This is a genomic window from Candidatus Arcticimaribacter forsetii (genome assembly GCF_910589745.1).
Classification (GTDB): domain Bacteria; phylum Bacteroidota; class Bacteroidia; order Flavobacteriales; family Flavobacteriaceae; genus Arcticimaribacter; species Arcticimaribacter forsetii.
This window is the reverse complement of the sequence record NZ_OU342399.1, coordinates 180,009-199,319: the sequence shown is the minus strand read 5'-3', so window position 1 is coordinate 199,319 and position 19,311 is coordinate 180,009. Positions and strand designations below refer to the sequence as shown.

General features: G+C 35.1%; 20 protein-coding genes. 16 read left to right on the top strand and 4 right to left on the bottom strand.

Annotated features, from left to right (window positions below; genetic code table 11):
* Positions 1-9 precede the first annotated feature (9 nt).
* Positions 10-528, bottom strand: a complete 519-nt coding sequence (locus tag NG655_RS00990) for a magnetosome magnetite crystal formation protein family (RefSeq protein WP_252157483.1) — start codon at positions 526-528, stop codon at positions 10-12.
* Between the two features lies 1 nt (position 529).
* On the bottom strand, positions 530-1,126 hold the full coding sequence (locus NG655_RS00985; RefSeq protein WP_252157482.1) for a DUF4389 domain-containing protein: 597 nt from the start codon (positions 1,124-1,126) through the stop codon (positions 530-532).
* A 146-nt stretch (positions 1,127-1,272) separates the two neighbouring features.
* Here NG655_RS00985 and lepA point away from each other — a divergent pair, with 146 nt between their 5' ends.
* From lepA to rnpA, 16 genes are all read left to right on the top strand, one after another.
* Positions 1,273-3,069, top strand: coding sequence for a translation elongation factor 4 (lepA, locus tag NG655_RS00980; RefSeq protein ID WP_252159069.1), 1,797 nt, complete (start codon positions 1,273-1,275; stop codon positions 3,067-3,069).
* A gap of 139 nt (positions 3,070-3,208) precedes the next feature.
* Positions 3,209-4,855 carry an amidase family protein gene (locus tag NG655_RS00975; protein WP_252157481.1) on the top strand — a complete coding sequence of 549 codons (1,647 nt, stop codon included), beginning with the start codon at positions 3,209-3,211 and terminating at the stop codon, positions 4,853-4,855.
* 109 nt (positions 4,856-4,964) lie between these two features.
* A complete protein-coding gene (locus NG655_RS00970) occupies positions 4,965-5,183 on the top strand; it encodes a hypothetical protein (protein ID WP_252157480.1) in 219 nt (72 codons plus the stop codon).
* Between the two features lie 86 nt (positions 5,184-5,269).
* Positions 5,270-6,352, top strand: coding sequence for an alanine racemase (locus NG655_RS00965; protein ID WP_272876333.1), 1,083 nt, complete (start codon positions 5,270-5,272; stop codon positions 6,350-6,352).
* Positions 6,353-6,393: 41 nt separating this feature from the next.
* Entirely contained in the window at positions 6,394-8,274 is a 1,881-nt protein-coding gene (gene gndA / locus NG655_RS00960; protein ID WP_252157478.1) for an NADP-dependent phosphogluconate dehydrogenase, read from the top strand.
* Positions 8,267-9,607, top strand: coding sequence for a GntP family permease (locus NG655_RS00955; RefSeq protein ID WP_252157477.1), 1,341 nt, complete (start codon positions 8,267-8,269; stop codon positions 9,605-9,607). The genes gndA and NG655_RS00955 overlap by 8 nt, the downstream gene beginning before the upstream one ends.
* A 9-nt stretch (positions 9,608-9,616) precedes the next feature.
* Positions 9,617-10,198 (top strand): peptidylprolyl isomerase, encoded by a 582-nt coding sequence (locus tag NG655_RS00950; protein WP_252157476.1) that lies wholly within the window; start codon positions 9,617-9,619, stop codon positions 10,196-10,198.
* 10 nt (positions 10,199-10,208) lie between these two features.
* Positions 10,209-10,655: a GNAT family N-acetyltransferase gene (locus NG655_RS00945; protein WP_252157475.1), complete on the top strand. Its 447-nt coding sequence runs from the start codon at positions 10,209-10,211 to the stop codon at positions 10,653-10,655.
* A 62-nt stretch (positions 10,656-10,717) separates the two neighbouring features.
* Entirely contained in the window at positions 10,718-11,293 is a 576-nt protein-coding gene (locus NG655_RS00940) for a hypothetical protein (protein ID WP_252157474.1), read from the top strand.
* On the top strand, positions 11,290-11,571 hold the full coding sequence (locus NG655_RS00935; protein ID WP_252157473.1) for a winged helix-turn-helix domain-containing protein: 282 nt from the start codon (positions 11,290-11,292) through the stop codon (positions 11,569-11,571). The genes NG655_RS00940 and NG655_RS00935 overlap by 4 nt, the downstream gene beginning before the upstream one ends.
* Before the next feature lie 84 nt (positions 11,572-11,655).
* Positions 11,656-11,862: an alkylphosphonate utilization protein gene (locus NG655_RS00930; RefSeq protein ID WP_252157472.1), complete on the top strand. Its 207-nt coding sequence runs from the start codon at positions 11,656-11,658 to the stop codon at positions 11,860-11,862.
* A 36-nt stretch (positions 11,863-11,898) separates the two neighbouring features.
* Positions 11,899-14,118: a SulP family inorganic anion transporter gene (locus tag NG655_RS00925; RefSeq protein ID WP_252157471.1), complete on the top strand. Its 2,220-nt coding sequence runs from the start codon at positions 11,899-11,901 to the stop codon at positions 14,116-14,118.
* A gap of 10 nt (positions 14,119-14,128) precedes the next feature.
* Positions 14,129-15,103, top strand: a complete 975-nt coding sequence (locus tag NG655_RS00920; protein ID WP_252157470.1) for an SMP-30/gluconolactonase/LRE family protein — start codon at positions 14,129-14,131, stop codon at positions 15,101-15,103.
* Between the two features lie 6 nt (positions 15,104-15,109).
* Entirely contained in the window at positions 15,110-15,964 is an 855-nt protein-coding gene (locus tag NG655_RS00915) for an MBL fold metallo-hydrolase (protein ID WP_252157469.1), read from the top strand.
* A 38-nt stretch (positions 15,965-16,002) separates the two neighbouring features.
* Entirely contained in the window at positions 16,003-17,823 is a 1,821-nt protein-coding gene (locus tag NG655_RS00910) for a M1 family metallopeptidase (RefSeq protein ID WP_252157468.1), read from the top strand.
* Positions 17,804-18,148, top strand: a complete 345-nt coding sequence (rnpA, locus tag NG655_RS00905; RefSeq protein WP_252157467.1) for a ribonuclease P protein component — start codon at positions 17,804-17,806, stop codon at positions 18,146-18,148. The genes NG655_RS00910 and rnpA overlap by 20 nt, the downstream gene beginning before the upstream one ends.
* A gap of 1 nt (position 18,149) precedes the next feature.
* On the opposite strand, the gene NG655_RS00900 is transcribed toward rnpA, so the two are convergent.
* Positions 18,150-18,599 (bottom strand): GNAT family N-acetyltransferase, encoded by a 450-nt coding sequence (locus NG655_RS00900; protein ID WP_252159068.1) that lies wholly within the window; start codon positions 18,597-18,599, stop codon positions 18,150-18,152.
* Positions 18,599-19,030, bottom strand: coding sequence for a ribose 5-phosphate isomerase B (gene rpiB, locus NG655_RS00895; protein WP_252157466.1), 432 nt, complete (start codon positions 19,028-19,030; stop codon positions 18,599-18,601). Before rpiB ends, NG655_RS00900 begins: the two co-directional genes overlap by 1 nt.
* Positions 19,031-19,311: the final 281 nt, after the last annotated feature.

The window sequence follows — 19,311 nt, the reverse complement described above, 5'->3', positions numbered from 1 at the left end:
GAATTAATTTTAAATAAAGGGTGGTTTGTTTACAATTATTGGTGCTAGTCCTGACCGTTCTTCGTTTTGATAATACAAAGTGTTTTTAGTAGAATAAACTCGACTATATATAAAAGGCCCTATAAAGCTAAAATAGACAAATTGCCCCTCTCTTGATTTAATTGATGCGTGAATGCTAAATACAAAATAAATTAAATTGCTCAAGATTGTAAAGGCTAAGTAACTGTAAAAAAGGCCTGTGTATTTGTAATTTTCAAAAAAAATTACATGATAGCTCCAAAACAACATCATCCAATTAATTATAGTTGTTGGAATTTGGGTTAGTAATGATTGTAAAGAATGAAAATGTACAAACCTACTTTTCTTGCGGTTGGTATAATAATAAATAGCGGAAGCAATGAGGTTAATTGTGGGGATCGGTATTCCAACAGCAAAAGCTGCGAACATCATAAGATAGGATCCCATTGCATCCTCTCTTTCTCTTTTCGAAAGTTCATTAGGCTGAGGAATAGTAATGTAATTTAACATACTAATTTAGGTTTAATTCCTTTCCTGTAAACGGAGGATATTCATCGGTCATATAGCATAAGTATAATGCCACCCGATATTGCCAGCGTATATTACCAACTAAAAAGTTATGGAAATTTTTAGGGAACTTCCCTAAAAAAAGAACAGATAGCCAAGCAATAAAAGAAAGTACTACGCCATATAAAATTCTGAAAAACAAAATGATTCCATGAGGGAGAGCAACATACAAAAAGCCAAAAAAGAAACGCAACAGCACTAGACCTCTACTTATTTTTTCAGGATAAGGAACTTCAAATTCAGTATAATTATCTGTAGCAGAAAGCCCAAAGGCAGGATATCCATCGGACAAATTAAACAACCTTGAGTTTACACGCAGTTTCCAGCGCATCAATTGAGTTTGAAACTCAAAAATACTCTCTGGATATTCCCCGGTAATTAGGACAACTACAAAAGAAACAAAAGTTAAAACAAGACTCCAAAGTCCGAGAAAAAATAGTAAAAAACTATGAGGTAATGTTATGTAAATGAAACCAAATAAGGTTCTGAGAATAAGTTCAATTCTAGAATAATGTTCTTGATGGCTAATAGAAAGTTTCATGTGAAAAGGGGTTTTGAGGTTAAATCTACTTCGAATATAAAACATTGTTTGAAAAGCTAATCATAGGGTCAAACTAATTTTATGTAGAAAACAAAAAAGCATAACACAAATAAGTATCTTTGTCGCTTAGCTTAGGAATAGAATCTATGAAGTACATTAGGAATTTTTGCATTATTGCCCACATCGATCACGGGAAAAGTACTCTAGCTGACAGGCTCTTGGATTTTACAGGATCTGTAACAGACCGTGAAAAACAAAACCAATTACTAGACAGTATGGATTTGGAGCGTGAACGTGGAATTACCATTAAATCACATGCAATCCAAATGGAGTATAAGTACCAAGGGCAAGAATATATTCTTAACCTCATCGACACTCCCGGGCATGTAGATTTTTCGTACGAAGTTTCCCGATCTATTGCAGCATGTGAAGGTGCTTTGCTTATTGTTGATGCTGCTCAAAGTATACAAGCACAAACCATCTCTAACTTATATTTAGCTCTCGAGAATGATCTTGAGATTATCCCCGTATTAAACAAGGTAGATCTTCCTTCTGCAAACCCGGAAGAAGTTACTGATGATATAGTAGATTTGTTAGGCTGCTCCCCTGAGGAAGTTATTCCTGCTTCTGCTAAAACTGGTTTAGGAATTGAAGAAATTCTAACCGCAATTATTGAGCGTGTCCCTGCTCCAAAAGGAAGCCCAGACGAACCGCTTCAGGCTCTTATTTTCGATTCGGTTTACAATCCTTTTAGAGGAATTGAAACCTATTTTAGAATCATAAACGGAACCATTTCTAAGGGTCAAAAAATTCAATTTATAGCTACCCAAAACACTTATAATGCTGACGAAATAGGAACTTTGAAATTAAAACAAGAGCCTAAGAAAAAAATCGAAGCAGGGGATGTTGGCTATTTAATTACGGGAATAAAAGATGCAAAAGAAGTAAAGGTTGGGGATACAATTACTACACCTGAGAATCCTACAGAAAACGCAATTGACGGTTTTGAAGAAGTAAAACCAATGGTTTTTGCTGGAATTTATCCTGTAGACACAGAAGATTATGAAGAACTTCGTTCTTCTATGGAAAAGCTTCAATTAAACGATGCTTCTCTTGTTTTTACTCCGGAAAGTTCTGCTGCTCTTGGTTTTGGTTTTCGATGTGGATTCTTAGGAATGCTGCACTTAGAAATCATTCAGGAACGCTTAGAGCGTGAGTTTAATATGTCTGTAATTACGACGGTTCCTAACGTCTCTTATCATGCTTTTGTTAAGAAAGATGTAAACGAAATGTTATTGGTTAATAACCCTTCTGACCTTCCTGATCCGTCCGCTCTTGATCGTGTTGAAGAGCCTTTTATAAAAGCTTCTATTATTACTAAAGCTGATTTCGTTGGAAATGTAATGTCTTTGTGTATTGAAAAAAGAGGGACTATTACAAACCAAACCTATCTTACAACAGAGCGTGTTGAGTTGACTTTTGACATGCCTTTGGCTGAGATTGTATTTGACTTTTATGATCGTCTTAAAACCGTTTCTAAAGGATACGCTTCTTTTGATTATTCTCCGATAGGAATGCGCCCTTCTAAACTTGTAAAAGTAGACATCTTATTAAACGGAAGTCAAGTAGATGCTTTGTCTGCACTTATACATATTGACAATGCTTATAGTATCGGTAAAAAAATGTGCGAAAAACTTCGTGAACTTATACCAAGACAACAATTCGATATTCCAATACAAGCTGCAATTGGAGCTAAAATTATTTCTAGAGAAACAATTAAAGCGGTTCGAAAAGATGTTACTGCAAAATGTTATGGTGGAGATATCTCAAGGAAACGTAAACTTCTTGAAAAACAGAAAAAAGGTAAAAAGAAAATGCGTCAAGTTGGAAATGTAGAAATTCCTCAAGAAGCTTTTATGGCAGTACTTAAGCTAAATGACTAAATACATCTTTTTGTTTTAATATTACTCAACCCCCTGTAGCCAGGGGGTTTTTTGTGGGCTAGCTTAAAAACGCTACTTTTAATACAAAGAAACATAAGGAGGTGTTTTTATGTTGATTTATACTATAAAATATTGTGCCATGAAAAAAACGCTTTTATTTTTATTTCTTATCTCGCTAGTTGGCTGTAATCAAAACCCAAAAACAAATATCGCGCCATGGGTTGCCTATGATGAGTCTCAGGAACTTGAGGCAGCCCAAAAAAATAAGTCTTCCAAAATGCGCTATCGCCTGATTCAGTCAAAAGTTTCCAACAAAAATGATCTTTGGAAGTCCATAGAACCTCAAATCCAATCTTTTACACAACAGGATTACCTCAGTCTAAAACCCCTCATTCTGGAGCAAAACATCCCAACCTTACAAGCACATATAAAAGAAGGTCTTCTAACCTATGAGAAACTTACTCAATGGTATCTGTGCCGAATCGTTCTGTTCGAAAATGACTCGATTCAAGCCTTAAATTCAGTTATATCAATTCATCCAGATGCTGTAAAAATTGCACGAGAAAAAGATTTAAATAAATCCGCTGAGAATCATCCCATTTACGGAATTCCAATTTTACTGAAAGACAACATTAATGTGGCTGATTTGCCAACAACTGCTGGCGCAGAAATGTTGAAAACAAATCTAGCTGATAATGCTTTTATCGTAGAACGATTACAAGAAAAAGGCGCCGTTATTTTGGGTAAAACCAACCTCAGCGAATGGGCAAATTATTTGTGTAAGGGATGCCCTAATGGGTATAGTGCAGTAGGCGGACAAACATTAAACCCCTATGGGAAAAGAGTTTTTGATACAGGGGGCTCTAGTGCTGGTAGTGGTTCTGCTATTGCAGCAAATTATGCAGCGGCAGCTCTTGGAACTGAAACTTCTGGATCCATATTGTCTCCATCTAGTACGCATTCGCTGGTTGGACTCAAGCCAACCGTTGGCTTATTAAGTAGATCCGGAATTGTTCCTATATCTAGTACTTATGACACTCCTGGGCCTATGACTAAAAATGTTGTTGATGCACATATTTTACTAAACGCAATGAAAGGGGAGGATGAAAATGATCCGGTCACTCTAGAAAGATCAATCGCTTTAGAATATAAACCCTTCTCAAAACTTAATTCTTTTGAAGGTGTTCGTTTTGGTGTGAATAAAAAATTTGCAAACGATTCTCTTTATGCTCTTGCTATTAAAAGAATCGAGAATCTTGGCGGCGTTTTAGTCGAGTTCGAACCTGAAAAAGTAAACTTCAAAAATTTTGGTAAAATCCTTGATGCTGACATGAAAATAGATTTAAAAAACTATTTAACTCAATATGCAGTTGGAGCCGGTTTGCCAAAATCCATAGATGATGTCGTTCGCCACAACAGCCAAGATTCTCTTCTAAGAATACCCTACGCTCAAGAACGATTGGATGGTGTTTTTGCTTCTAATTTGTCTTTGGACAGTCTTGAGATTTTAAAAAATCAAATCAAATTGGAGGGAATTGCTTTTTTTGAAACCCCAATTAAACAACATAATCTAGATGTAATTTTATCTATAAACAATTGGAACGCAGGACATGCAGCTGTTGCTCAATATCCCTGTTTAACTATTTCTATGGGGTACAATAAAAATGGAAGTCCTAAGGGATTAACATTTATAGCGCGTCCTTTTGAAGAAGAAAAGCTTTTAAAGGTTGCTTCTTTATATGAACTAAAAACTCAGTTAAGAAAAGCACCCTCTGAGTATCAATAAACACTTGATTTTAAACACTTTTTGTCTCAAATGTTTTAAACCAGATAGCCCAAAACCTATCTTATTTATTGAAAATTAACATTATACGAACCTACTTCTTAATTGGTCTTTGCGTAAGTTGAAAAAAAATCCTATAATAACTCTTGATCAGGATCAGAACGTTGTCATTGAGGCGATAACTCCTGCTAATGATGCCCCGAATATTTTATTAATTATTGTTGATGACATGGGTGTCGAATCAACTCCAGGATATGCTGTAGGTTCTGTTAAGCCCAATATGCCTAATCTAGAGCAATTAGTTACAGAATTAATACGCTTTAAATTCTAAATAAAGGATAAGGTCATCTTGGAGTTCCAAATTTTAAAAAGTATCTTTCCTGTTATTGAATTCTTTTTACAGAACATCTTAATGATATGGTACAGGTTCCAACGTTATTTATTGATCCCCTTCGGTGTAAAAAAAACATTGAAAAGATGGCTGAAAAAGCGGCTCGAAATAAGGTCGAATTTAGGCCTCATTTCAAAACCCATCAATCGCTTGAAATCGGACGATGGTTTAAAGAGTTTGGTGTAAAAAAAGCTACCGTTTCTTCTTTAAAAATGGCTTCTTATTTTGCTCAAGAATGGGATGATATAACCGTTGCTTTTCCTGCGAATATTCTTGAAATTGATACTATAAACGAACTAGCAAGTAAAATCCAATTAAACTTGTGTGTAGAAAATTTAGAGGTTCTTTTGTTCTTGGAAAAACATCTTAAATCCAGTCTAGGTGTTTTTTTAAAAGTAGATATTGGCTATAACAGAACAGGAATAAAGACTTCCTCCATTCCGTTAATTGATACCCTTTTAAGTAAGATTAAAGAAAATCCTAAAATATCATTCAAAGGATTTTTAGGTCATGCCGGTCATGCCTATAATTGTAGGTCCAAAGAAGCAATCGAAGCGGTACACCAAAAAAGCATTGATAAAATAATTGCTCTAAAAAAACAGTACAAACCTCAACATCCTGATTTAATAATTTCAATTGGTGATACACCGACCTGTAGTGTTTCTGAAAACTTTAACGATATAGATGAAATTAGGCCTGGAAATTTTGTTTATTATGATCTAACTCAAAACATTATTGGGTCCAACGAAATAAACGAAATAGCGGTTGCAATGGCTTGTCCTATTGTTTCCAAACACGAAGACCGAAATGAAATAGTAATATACGGTGGCGGTATTCACTTCTCTAAAGATCGCGTCGAAGATCCTAATGACGGTGTAATCTTTGGTAGAATAGCAGAATCAAAAGGCACTTTATGGGGAGATCCGATAGACAAAATGTTCCTTAAAAGTCTTTCGCAAGAACATGGAATTGTTAGCGTTCCTAAAGAAAAAATGAAATCCTTTGAAATTGGAAGTCTGCTTTGGGTACTTCCTGTCCATTCTTGTATGACAGCGGATTTAATGAAAAAAATTCATACCCCTAACGGAGGGGTTATTAATATGATGTAATTCATCTGTTCTTTTATATCTTTAACACCAAACAAAATTTTATGATTATCCTAATGGGGGTTAGTGGTACTGGAAAAACAAGTCTTGGCAAAAAACTGTCTCAAGACACAAATTGGCCTTTTTTTGATGCTGATAATTTTCATCCACAATCCAATAAAGAAAAAATGAAATCAGGTCTGCAACTGACAGATTCAGATCGAAAACCTTGGTTAGAAATACTCTCCAAAAAAATCAATGAGTGGAGCGCTAACGGCCAAGCTATTCTTGCATGCTCCGCCCTAAAAGAAGAGTATAGAGCCCTTTTGTCAGCAAACAACAAATCAATTCAATGGGTTGTTCTTAATGGCTCTTTTGACCTAATTAAAGAAAGAATTGAAAGTCGAGAAAACCATTTTTTTAACCCCTCCCTTTTACAGTCTCAATTTAACGATCTAGAAATTCCTAGTTACGGAATCCATCTTGATATTAGTGAATCTGTTGATGAGCTTTCGCTTGTTTTACAAAATAAATTAGCTTCTAAAAATGATGCGGCAATTGGCGTAATTGGAATGGGCGTAATGGGACAAGGGATTGCGCTAAACTGTGCAGAAAGCGGATTTAAAACCGCCGTTTATAATCGTTCTTCGCCAGGAGAGGAACATATAATCGAGGAATTTATGTCCAAAAATAATTCCTTTACAAATGTTTCTGGATTTACAGATTTATCTGAATTTGTTGGTGCTCTTAAGCTTCCTAGAAATATTTGGCTGATGATTAGTAGCGGACCTGCAATTGATAGTGTTATCGATCAACTGGTTCCTTTACTCGACGAAGGAGATGTTATTATTGATGGTGGTAATTCTCACTATCCTGATACGCAAAGAAGAGCTCAGCAGCTAGAAAAAAAGAACATCAATTTTGTGGGATGTGGTGTTTCTGGTGGTGAAGTCGGGGCTCGTTTTGGAGCTTCTATTATGTTTGGTGGTAGCAAAAAAGCGTACGAAAACCTGAGCCCAATTTTAAACAAAATTGCAGCAAAAGACTTTTCAGGAAAACCTTGTCAGGGCTTTATGGGAAAAGAAGGTGCTGGACATTTTGTTAAAATGGTCCACAATGGAATTGAATATGCTGAAATGCAGCTTTTAGCTGAAACATTTGATGTTTTATCTAAACAAATGACTTATCCTGAAATGTCTACTCTTTTTAAAGAAATGAACCAAGGGTCTGAAGCAAGTTATTTACTTGAAATTACTGCTGAAATACTGCTGAAAAAAGAGGGGAATCAATTTTTAGTTGATTTAATCCTGGACCAAGCCAGTAGCAAAGGAACGGGAATGTGGTCTAGTTCTGCAGCTTTAGCACTAGGATCCGTAAACAACATGATGTCTTCCGCCGTTTTTGCTCGTTACATATCTGCCTTAAAAGAAACCCGATGCTCTTTAGCTGAGCAGAAAAGTAATCCTATTAAAAAAGAAAAAATTTCTGTTTCTGAATTAAAGGACGCTTATACTTTCGCTAGGATAATTAACCACATTCAAGGGTTTAATTTAATTGAAGCTGCTTCAAAAGAATATGGTTGGGACTATAATCCCTCAGAAATTTCAAGAATTTGGACTCAGGGGTGCATCATAAGATCTCAATTAATGGAGCGCCTTTCCGAAGAATTTAAATCTGATAAAACAATATTAAAAATCAATCTTCTTCTAGATCTTTTAAAAGAAACAGAAGCAGGAGCTGCTTCCATAATTCATCACGGAATAGATCAAAAGATCCCTTTAGATGGATATGGAACCGCTTATAATTACTGGATTGCAATTTGTAGCGAAAAACTTCCCGCTAATTTAATCCAGGCGCAAAGGGACTTTTTTGGGGCACATACTTACCGAAGAATTGACAAGCCTTTTGAAGAAAGTTTTCATACTGAATGGCAAAAAAATGATTAATTCTTCCCTTCTTTTCTCAGTCATTGTTGGGGTTGTTTTTTTAATTCTTTTGATTTTAAAATTCAAATTTCAACCCTTTATAGCTTTACTAATTTCTAGTATTTTAGTCGGCATATTAGCAGGAGTTCCCCCTCTAGAAATTATGGATACTGTAAAAGAAGGAATGGGGTCGACTTTAGGTTTTGTAGCTGTTGTTGTTGGGCTTGGTGCAATGTTTGGAGCTATTCTTGAACATTCTGGTGGTGCTGAAGCATTAGCGAGATCGCTGTTAAATAAATTTGGAGAAAAAAATGCCTCCTGGGCATTAATGATCGCAGGGTTCTTTATTGCAATCCCTGTCTTTTTTGATGTAGCTTTCATCATATTAATACCCCTGGTTTATTCGCTGCAACGAAAGACAAAAAAATCCTTGTTGCTGTATGCAATTCCACTTCTTGCAGGGCTTGCTATTACACATGCATTTATTCCTCCAACTCCAGGTCCTGTAGCTGTAGCGGATATCTTAAATGCTGATTTAGGCTGGGTTATTTTAGTTGGATTTATTGTTGGTGTCCCTACAGCAATTGTGAGCGGGCCTTTATTTGGAAAATATATTGCAGCAAAAATATTTGTTGCGGCCCCTGAACAAATTAAACAAAAAGAACAAAAAGAATTTCCTCCCATAGGACTCCTGGTTTTAATTATCGGAACCCCCATCTTCTTAATTATCTTAAACACAATTTTAAGTAGTCCAATGGGTTCACAATTAAATATTTCGAAAACATATATTGAATGGATTCAAATGGCAGGTCACCCTTTTTCTGCTTTAATCATAGCAAATCTGTTCGCTTGGTATTTTCTGGGAATAAGGCGTGGGTCCTCTAAAGATAAACTGTTTTCTATTACTACGTCTTCTTTAGCCCCTGCAGGAATTATTATTTTACTCACAGGTGCAGGAGGCGTTTTTAAACAAATGCTAATTACAACAGGTACCGGAGAAATGCTTGCAAATTATTTTTCTAGTATTGGGTTAGGGTTAATTCCATTTGCTTATTTAGCTGCGGTTTGTGTTCGAGTATTACAAGGTTCTTCTACGGTTGCTATGATTACAGCGGCAGGAATAACCTCAGCGCTAATAACCGTTCCCTTTGAAGGGTTTCATACTGCTTTAATTGTAATTGCAATTGCCTCAGGAGCTTCAATTCTTTCCCATGTAAACGATAGTGGATTTTGGTTAGTAAGCAACTATCTAGGGCTTTCTGAAAAAGACACCTTTAAAAGTTGGTCTATAATGACAACCATTTTGTCTTTAACGGCATTAGTTGTTGTACTTCTACTTTCACTTTTTGTTTAAATAATAGTCATGAAAAAAATCTTCTTCATTTGTCTTCTTTCATTTGTTTCTTGTAAACCGATTCATGAAAAAACACATCCTGTTGGGAACATCGAGACCCCATTGGGATCCCTGTATTTTTGGCTACATGAAGAAACTCCAAAACACAGAGCTAGTTTTATTAAGTTAGCCAAAGATAATTATTGGGATGATTTAAGTTTTAATCGGGTCATAGAAGACTTTGTAATTCAGGGTGGGTGTCCAGACACTCCAGAAGGTTTTGATGAATCTCATTATTTAATTGATCCAGAATTTCCGCCAAACCTAAAACACATTTATGGAGCTGTTGGAATGGGAAGAGATAATAATCCTGAAAAAAAATCTGCTGGTTGCCAATTTTATATTGTTCATAACCAAGAAATTGCTCGATTAAATCAAAATTATACGATTTTTGGTCAGGTGTTTAAAGGATTCGATGTGTTAGACAAAATTGCTACCCTTCCTACAGATTCTTTAGATGCTCCTTTAGAAAGAGTCCCGATAAAAGTACGTGTTCTTGTTCTAAACGAAAAAGAACTTATTGCCCTTGGAGCGGCCGGTTTTGTTAATTAATCTGATTGCTATGAAGATTCTAAGAACCGATCAAAATAACAAAGAATTTAAAAAATTGGTTGTTGAGCTTAACAAAGAATTGGAAATTATTGACGGCCCTTATCATACTTTTTACAGTCAGTTTAACGGAATTGAAACCTTAAAACAAGTTGTAATTGTCTATGAAAAAGACAAAGCTATAGGGTGTGGTGGTTTTAAATTCATTCAAGAAAATGTGGTTGAAATTAAAAGAATGTTTGTCTTACCGTCTCAACGTAAAAAAGGAATTGCCGGGTTTGTTCTTAAGGAAATTGAAGCTTGGGCTAAAGAGCTTGGGTGTTTAAAATGTATCCTTGAAACAGGAAAAAATTTACCTAATGCAGTAAACCTATACACTAAAAATAGATACTTAAGAATTCCCAACTACGAGCCTTACGTTGACATTGACAACAGCTTGTGCTTTGAAAAACATTTATAGTTTTTAATTTGGTTTATAATATAAACTAGTTTATGTTTGTTTTAAAAATAACTCCAAATATTATGAAAAACGAAAACAACACACCCAAAGAACAGCTCGATTTAATCGAAAAAATGATTTCTCAGGCCAAAGTTAATCTCAGCAGACACAGCTTTGATTTTATATTTTGGGGTTGGTTGGTCAGTCTTACTGCCGTATCAAACTTTTTACTTTTAACCATTACTTCCTTAGGATATAAAAGTTACCTAATATGGCCTTTATCAGCTGTTATTGGGTTTATTGCTATTTATGTTCGTTACAGCAAAGCCGCTAAAGTAGAAAGTCATAAAACTCATGTTGAATATTTTATTTCTCGCATGTGGATGGTAATAGGAGGCGTACTGGTTTTGCTTTCAATCGCCTCTCCTTTTATAAAAATTCAGCCCTGGTTTTTGTTTCCTGTCCTTGCGGGTATAGGAACTCTGGTTACAGGGGTAGTCCTAAAGTTTAAACCGTTAAGCTTTGGTGGGATTTTTTTAATTACTTTTCCTTTTTATAGTATTCTAGCAATTGGAAATTCAATTGTGCTTTTATATGCATTAGTCGTCGTGGTTTCCTATTTAATTCCTGGTTATTTACTTAAAAATTATAAAGCTTGATCCCATTAAACCCTTTGTTAACTTCTCCGCTTCGTCTAGGTGCGATGTCTTTATTGATAAAAGTTAAGTCTGCTTCTTTTAAGTATCTAAAAGAAGAGCTCGATGCAACCCAAGGAAACCTCAGCGTTCAGCTAAAAAAACTAAATGAAGCAGAATATATTACAATTAAAAAACGTTTTGAGGGAAACTACCCCTTAACAGAGGTCGAAATTACCCTTCATGGAATCAAGGCTTTTGAAGACCATGTAGTGAACTTAAAAAGTTATTTACACCTCTAGTTCTAGGCAAATTTTATTGAATAATTCTGTTAAACTACTATTGACACTTTATCATTAAAACTTATCTTTATAAAAAAGACCGCTATGGAGGTAAAAGATGCAAACGGGAATATTTTGAATGATGGGGATACAGTAAAATTAATTAAAGACCTTAAGCTTAAAGGGACTTCAACTACTATTAAAAGAGGAACAACCGTTAAAAACATTCGTCTAACTGATGATGCTGACGAAATTGATTGTCGCATCAATAAAATGAATATTGTTTTACGAACTGAATTTGTAAAAAAATAAAAAATGGTCATTATCTTCACCTAGTAATAATTTAAAATGGAATTTATACCAAAAACAGGATTTCGTGGATTAATTGAGAATTGGCGCGCAGATGTAATCGCGGCAATAAGCGTTGCGCTAATAGCTTTGCCGCTATCGTTAGGTATTGCTCTTGCTGCCGGCGCACCTGCAATGGCCGGAATCTGGTCAGCAGTAGTTGGTGGAGTAGTTACTACACTCTACAGAGGGGGGCATGTTTCTATTAATGGCCCAGCAAAAGGGGTAATTGCTGTTATCCTTTATGGTATTACGGTAATGGATGATGGTTCGGGACAGGCTTTTAATTATGTATTAGGTGCTATTGTAGTCTCAGGTGGAATTCAAGTCTTACTAGGTGTGTTAAAGCTGGGGCGTCTTGCGGATATTTTTCATTCTTCGGTCATCCATGGTCTTTTGGCGGCTATTGGGATTATTATTTTCGCAAAACAAATCCATGTTGCCCTTGGAACACACTCAGACAGCCCTAGTATCATACAGAATTTAATAGATGCCGTTGTTTTATTACCCGAAGCAAATCCATTTGTGGTTATCATTTCAATTATAGGGCTTCTACTTTCACTATTTCACTCTAAAATAAGCTTTCGGGTTTTTCAATTTTTCCCTGCACCAATCTGGGTGATTGCGTTTTCAATTCCTTTTGTCTATTTATTCAATTTCTTTGATGCTCATAGCTTAAGCTTTTTTGGAAAATCATATGAGGTAGGTCCCTCGCTGCTATTAGATATTCCAGATAATTTTACAGACTCTATCTTACATCCTAACTTTGCAAAAATCGGCACAATTGAATTTTGGACCACGGTTTTTTCTATTCTAATTATTACCAGTATTGAATCATTGGCCATTGCAAAAGCTGTAGATAAAATTGACCCTTACAAACGAAAAACAGACCTAAATAAAGACTTAACCGGAATTGGTTTAAGTACTATGGCTGCCGGATTTATAGGAGGGTTACCTATCATTGCGGTAATTATTAGAAGCACAGTTAATATCCATAATGGAGCAAAAACAAAGTGGTCTAATTTGTATCAAGGAGTGTTCTTATTAATCTTAATTGTTGTGCTAAGCCCAATAATGAAACAAGTACCCTTGTGTGCTTTTGCTATTTTACTTGTTTACACTGGGTTTAAACTCGCCTCTCCTGCCGTTTTCAAACAAGTCTATAATCAAGGTCCCGAACAATTAATTTTCTTTGTCTTTACGCTAGTTTTAACCCTATATACCAATCTTCTGATTGGACTTGTTGGCGGTTTGCTTTTGGTTTTAGGAAGCCATATGCTGTTGGCTAAAGAGTCGATTACTGAGTTTTTTAGAAATACCTACCGTGCTGGCTCTAGTGTTGTTCAAAATCAAGAGGGTGCTTATGACTTGAAAATTAAAGGAATTGCCAACTTCTTAGGAATCCTTAAAATTGATAAACTCGTAAAGGAAATTCCTGCTGGAGTAGATGTAAATATTGATTTGTCTGAAACACGATTAGTGGGAATGACCTACATGGAATATTTGGTCGACTATTTAAGAATGCAAAAAGAAACAGGGGGAAATGTAGTCATTAGGGGTTTGGATGCTCACGTCTCATACTCAACCCATAATAGGGCGTTAAAAATTTCGCTTAACAACGCAGCCCAAAAATTATCTCCAAGGCAGGTGCGTTTGCAAAATCTGGCTAACGAACAAGACTATTCGTTTAACTACAAGGTAGAGTGGAACACCCTTTACCTTAAAAAATTTCACTTCTTTGAAATTCGACCAATTGAAAGAAAATCAAACTCTTTAAAAGGAGATTTTAAAGATATTAATATGTCTTGGGAAATCTCAGACGTTACCTTTAATGATGGTGATGCATTTTCTGCAGAAACCTTTAACACTTCGCTAATGGTCTTAAAAATAAACAAAAAAATTCCTGTTTTTACCATGGAAAAAGAGGGACTCTTTGAAAAAATAATTGACCGTGTAATGGCTTTTACTGGGTTTAAAGACATCGACTTTGAAATGTATCCTGATTTTTCTAAGCGCTTTTTAATAACGGGTAAAGAGGAGTCTGAGATACGAAACTTTTTTACCGATGACCTAATTCGTTTTTTTGAGAATCGACAGATTTATCATATTGAAAGTAATGGAGAAGCTTTGATTATTTTTGATAAAATCAAATTAGCCCGAACCGATGAGACCATAGCGCTTATTGATTATACCCAAGCTTTGGCCAAGCTCCTCACCTAAATAAAACCTTATGAAACACCTTGTTCTGCTTTTTTCTAGCCTTTTTACATTCCTGTGTTCTGCTCAAAAAACCTTAGGTTCTGTAGAACGTTTAGATCCTGAAATAAATTATTTAATCGAACCCGGAGAAAAATTAGAAATTCTAGCTGAAGGTTTTAATTGGTCCGAAGGTCCTGTTTGGGCTCCAGAACTTAATGGTGTTTTGTTTACCGATGTTCCAGAAAACAAAATGTACTTGTGGACTGAAAACAACGGGCTTTCTATTTATCTAGATCCTAGTGGATATACAGCAATTGAACCTAACGAAAAAAAGAGTGGAGCTAATGGTCTCATTATCGACCCCGAAGGAAACTTATTGATTGCTCAACACGGTGACAGGAGGATTGCAATGATTAAAAAGCCATTGATAAATCCGGGAGAATTTATTACCATAATAAGCCGCTATAAAGGAAAACGCTTTAATAGTCCTAACGACCTCATACGCTCAAAAGATGGAGATTTATACTTTACTGATCCTCCTTATGGCTTAAAAGGGGACAAAGACCCATTAAAAGAAATTAATGAAAATGGGGTTTATAAGCTCGATTCCAATGGGGTGTTAACTCAAGTTTATGCCGGTTTAAACCGCCCTAATGGTTTGGCTTTTTCTCCTGATGAATCCGTTTTGTATGTTGCTAATTCTGATTCAAAAAGAAACTTATGGATGTCTTTTTCCGTGGTAAAAGGGGAGCTTAAAAACGGAAAAGTTTTTTTTGATGCTACACACATAAAAGAAAAAGGTCTTGCTGACGGCCTTAAAGTACACAGCAAAGGGTATGTGTTTGCAACGGGTCCAGGGGGTGTTTTAATATTTACTCCCGAAGGAAAACATTTAGGAACTATAAAAACAGAAGTGTCCTCTGCTAATTGTACTTTTAATGCTGATGAAAGTGCTCTTTACATTACTTCAGACAACTACCTAACGCGTATTAAATTAAAAAATTAATTCAGTATGAAACTACACCGAATAGAAACCGGTAATTTTATGCTTGATGGAGGTGCTATGTTTGGTGTAGTGCCAAAAGCTTTGTGGGAACGAACGAACCCTGCTGATGAAAAAAATAGAATAAAAATGGCAGCGCGTTCCTTACTTATCGAAGATGGAGATCGTCTAATTCTGATTGATACAGGAATGGGGAACAAGCAATCTGATAAGTTTTTTGGTCATTATGCTCTTTGGGGAAATCACAGCTTAGATAATTCTTTAAAAGCTGCCGGCTTTCATAGAGACGATATAACAGATGTTTTTCTAACCCACCTACATTTCGATCATTGTGGAGGAGCAATTCAATTCAGTCGTTCAGGAGCCTTAGAACCCGCTTTTAAAAACGCTCATTTTTGGTCTCATAAAAATCATTGGGACTGGGCGTCAAACCCTAACTCTAGAGAAAAAGCTTCCTTTTTATCTGAAAACATTTTGCCAATAAGTGAAAGCGGTCAATTAAAGCTTCTAAAAGAAACCGATAGACAAATAACAACCCCCCTTGGGTTTGACGTTCTTTTAATGGATGGCCATACCGAAAAACAAATGCTTCCATTGATAGAATATAAAGGGAAAACAATTGTCTTTGCTGCAGACCTAATTCCTACTGTTGGGCATCTTCCTATTCCTTATGTAATGGGTTATGATACTAGGCCACTATTAACATTAGAAGAAAAAGCTTCCTTTTTAAAACGTGCTCTTGAGGATGACTTTTTATTATATCTAGAACACGACCCGGATAACGAACTCATTTCTCTTGAACAAACACCTAAAGGTGTGCGTTGTAAAGAAAGTTTTCAATTCGATGCCTCTTTTAATTCCTAAGTTATTTACTTTTAATCCATCTTTTTAAAAAAACCGAAATGAAATATTTTGCTATTGCTCTTTTAAGTCTATTTTCTTTGAACCTATCTGCTCAATATTGGCAACAAAAAGTTGACTACACAATGAATGTTGAATTGGATGCTGAAACAGCTGATTATTCTGGTTCTCAGAAATTAATTTATACTAATAATTCTCCTGAATCCCTCTCTAAGGTTTTTTATCATCTATACTTCAATGCTTTTCAGCCTGGAAGTGATATGGCAATTCGTTTAAAAAACGGTGGGGATAGAAACGGTCGTTTTAAAGTAGACTTAGACTCTTTGAATGAATTTCAAAGCGGTTATCTTAAAGTAAGCTCGTTAAAACAAAACGGAAAGCCAGTACAAATAAAAGAATCCGGAACAATACTAGAAGTAACCTTAAATGAGCCTATTCTTTCGGGAGGGTCTACAGTTTTAGAATTGGATTTTAAGGGACATGTTCCTGACTTAATAAGAAGAGCTGGAAAAAATTCAACAGAAGGAGTTGCCTATTCTATGGCGCAATGGTATCCTAAAATGTCTGAATATGATGTAGATGGTTGGAATACGGATCCATATACAGGAAGAGAGTTTCATGGAGTTTGGGGAGATTTTGATGTTAAAATTACATTAGACAAGGAATATACTGTTGGTGGAAGTGGGTATCTTCAAAATGCGGATAAAATTGGAAAAGGATATAGTGATCGTAAAAAATCTAAATCTAAAAAAGGAAAGATAACCTGGCATTTTATAGCGCCAAATGTACACGATTTTACTTTTGCTGCAGACAAAGATTATGTCCATGACATATATCCTGGTCCAAACAATGTAGACCTACATTTCTTTTATAAAAACAACCCCGAAATAATTGAGAATTGGAAAAAACTTCAGCCACTAACTGCTGAATTAATGGAATACTTCAATGAAAAGATTGGCCCATATCCATACAAACAATACTCTGTAATCCATGGCGGAGATGGTGGAATGGAATATGCTATGTGTACTCTAATCACTGGAGAGCGTAAATTTGGATCTTTGGTTGGTGTTACTTCTCATGAATTAGCGCATTCTTGGTTTCAGCATATACTAGCTACAAACGAAACGAAACATGAATGGATGGATGAGGGGTTTACCTCTTATATATCTACCCTAGCCAAAAATAAAGTGCTTAAAGAAGAAAGTGAATTTCCTTTACTTCGTTCCTATGGTGGTTATTTAAGGCTTGCAACTTCGGGTGTGGAAGAACCTCAAAGTGCAAATGCTAACCGATATCATTACAATTTTGCATACGAAAGCACAGCTTATAATAAAGGAGCTGTATTTCTTGGTCAACTGGGTTATATTATTGGCATGGATAAATTAAATGAAACATTAAAAACATACTACAACGAGTATAAATTTAAACATCCTGTACCTAACGATATAAGAAGAATTGCAGAGCGTATTTCAGGAATTCAACTGCGTTGGTACATAACGGATTGGACTCAAACAACCAACACAATAGATTACGCAATTAAAGAAGTTGTATCTACAAATAAGGGTGCTACGGTGAATTTAAATCGAATAGGAATGATGCCAATGCCTTTAGATGTATTAATTGAATACACAGACGGAACTCAAGAAATGCATTATATACCAATTACTCTAATGCGTGGAGAGAAAGAAAACCCTTATGATTTAAAATGGAATGTTGAAAAAAGCTGGTCTTGGGCTAATCCAGAATATAGTTTCTCTATTGAAAAGAAAATAGAAGAAATCAAATCAATAACCCTTGACCCTACATTTTATATGGCAGATATTGATCGCACTAACAATAGATATGAAATTAGTAATGAGTAAAGGTTCGTTTTTAAAACGTCTGAAGGGAAAAGATTTAATTGACGCTCTATTTAAAAAAGGAACTCAATTAAAATCTAAAAACCTTTTTCTTAAAATACTGAAATCCTCTGACGAGACAAGCCTTTCTGCTGGAGTTTCCGTTCCAAAAAAGAACTTTAAAAGAGCAGTGGATAGGAATCAAATAAAAAGACAATTACGAGAAACATTCAAGCAGGTTGAAAAAAACATACCTTTTAAAGGGGCTTGTATGTTAATTTATACCGGGAAGAAAAAACCAAAAACAGAAGAGCTAATAAAAGAAATAACTGCCTTGTTAACGAAATAAACTAACGTTTTAAAATCATTCCAACATGAGGTATTCCATCTTCTAAATACTCTTCTCCAATTCTTTTAAAATTATGTTCCTCATAGAATTTTTGTAAATGAGCTTGAGCAGAAATTTTCAAACTATCTTTTGGATAAAGTTTAAGAGCCGTTTTGATAGAAAAATCAACTAATTTATGACCTAATTGTTCTCCTCTTTTTTCAATCGACACAACCACTCTTCCTACCGAACTATAATCGGAATAAGAAATTCCTTTTTTAAGAAAACGAGCATAAGCAATTGTTTTCCCTTTTTCTTTACCTATAATATGTACTGAAAAAGGATCTTTTCCGTCTATATCTTGATAAACACAGTTTTGTTCTACTACAAAAACTTCGGAACGTAATGCTAAAATATCGTGTAATTCAACCGATGTTAATTCTTCAAAAGTTTTGTAATAAAAAGAAACCATCACATGCAAGGGATTTTATCTATTCTATTTTGATGTCTTCCACCTTCGAATTCTGTATTAATATAAGTTTCAACCATAGCAAGAGCTTGCGGAATGGATATAAATCTTGCAGGTAAACTTAATATATTCGCGTTGTTATGTTCTCTTGCCAAAGCCACAATTTCTTTAGTCCAACAAAGAGCCGAGCGAATGTCTTGGTATTTGTTTGCAGTCATGGAAGCACCGTTTCCGCTTCCACATATAATAATACCTAAGTCCGATTTTTTTGAAGATACATCCTGTGCAACAGGATGAATAAAATCAGGATAGTCTACACTTTCCTCCGTGTTTGTTCCGTGATTAGTTACTTCGTGTCCTTGCCCTGTTAAATAAGAAACAATTGCTTCTTTGTATTCAACACCTGCATGATCATTACCTATTGAAAATTTCATTTTTATTTTTTTTATAAATGTAAACAAACCTGTGATTCTTGTTTATAAACTATTCTTAGAAATTGGATAGTTTGTTAATAAGTTATAACAAGAGAAAGTGCTTTTTAAAAAAAAATACTGGCTTATAATTTTTATTTTTTTAAAAAAATTTTTTTTAAAGTACTTATGCAATTTACTGTTTAAAAGAAGAGAGGTTTATGAACATCAAAAAAGAGTAATTTATATTGAAACTTATAATCAATTATACATATTAACTATTGTTTATATAATTCTTAATAGAC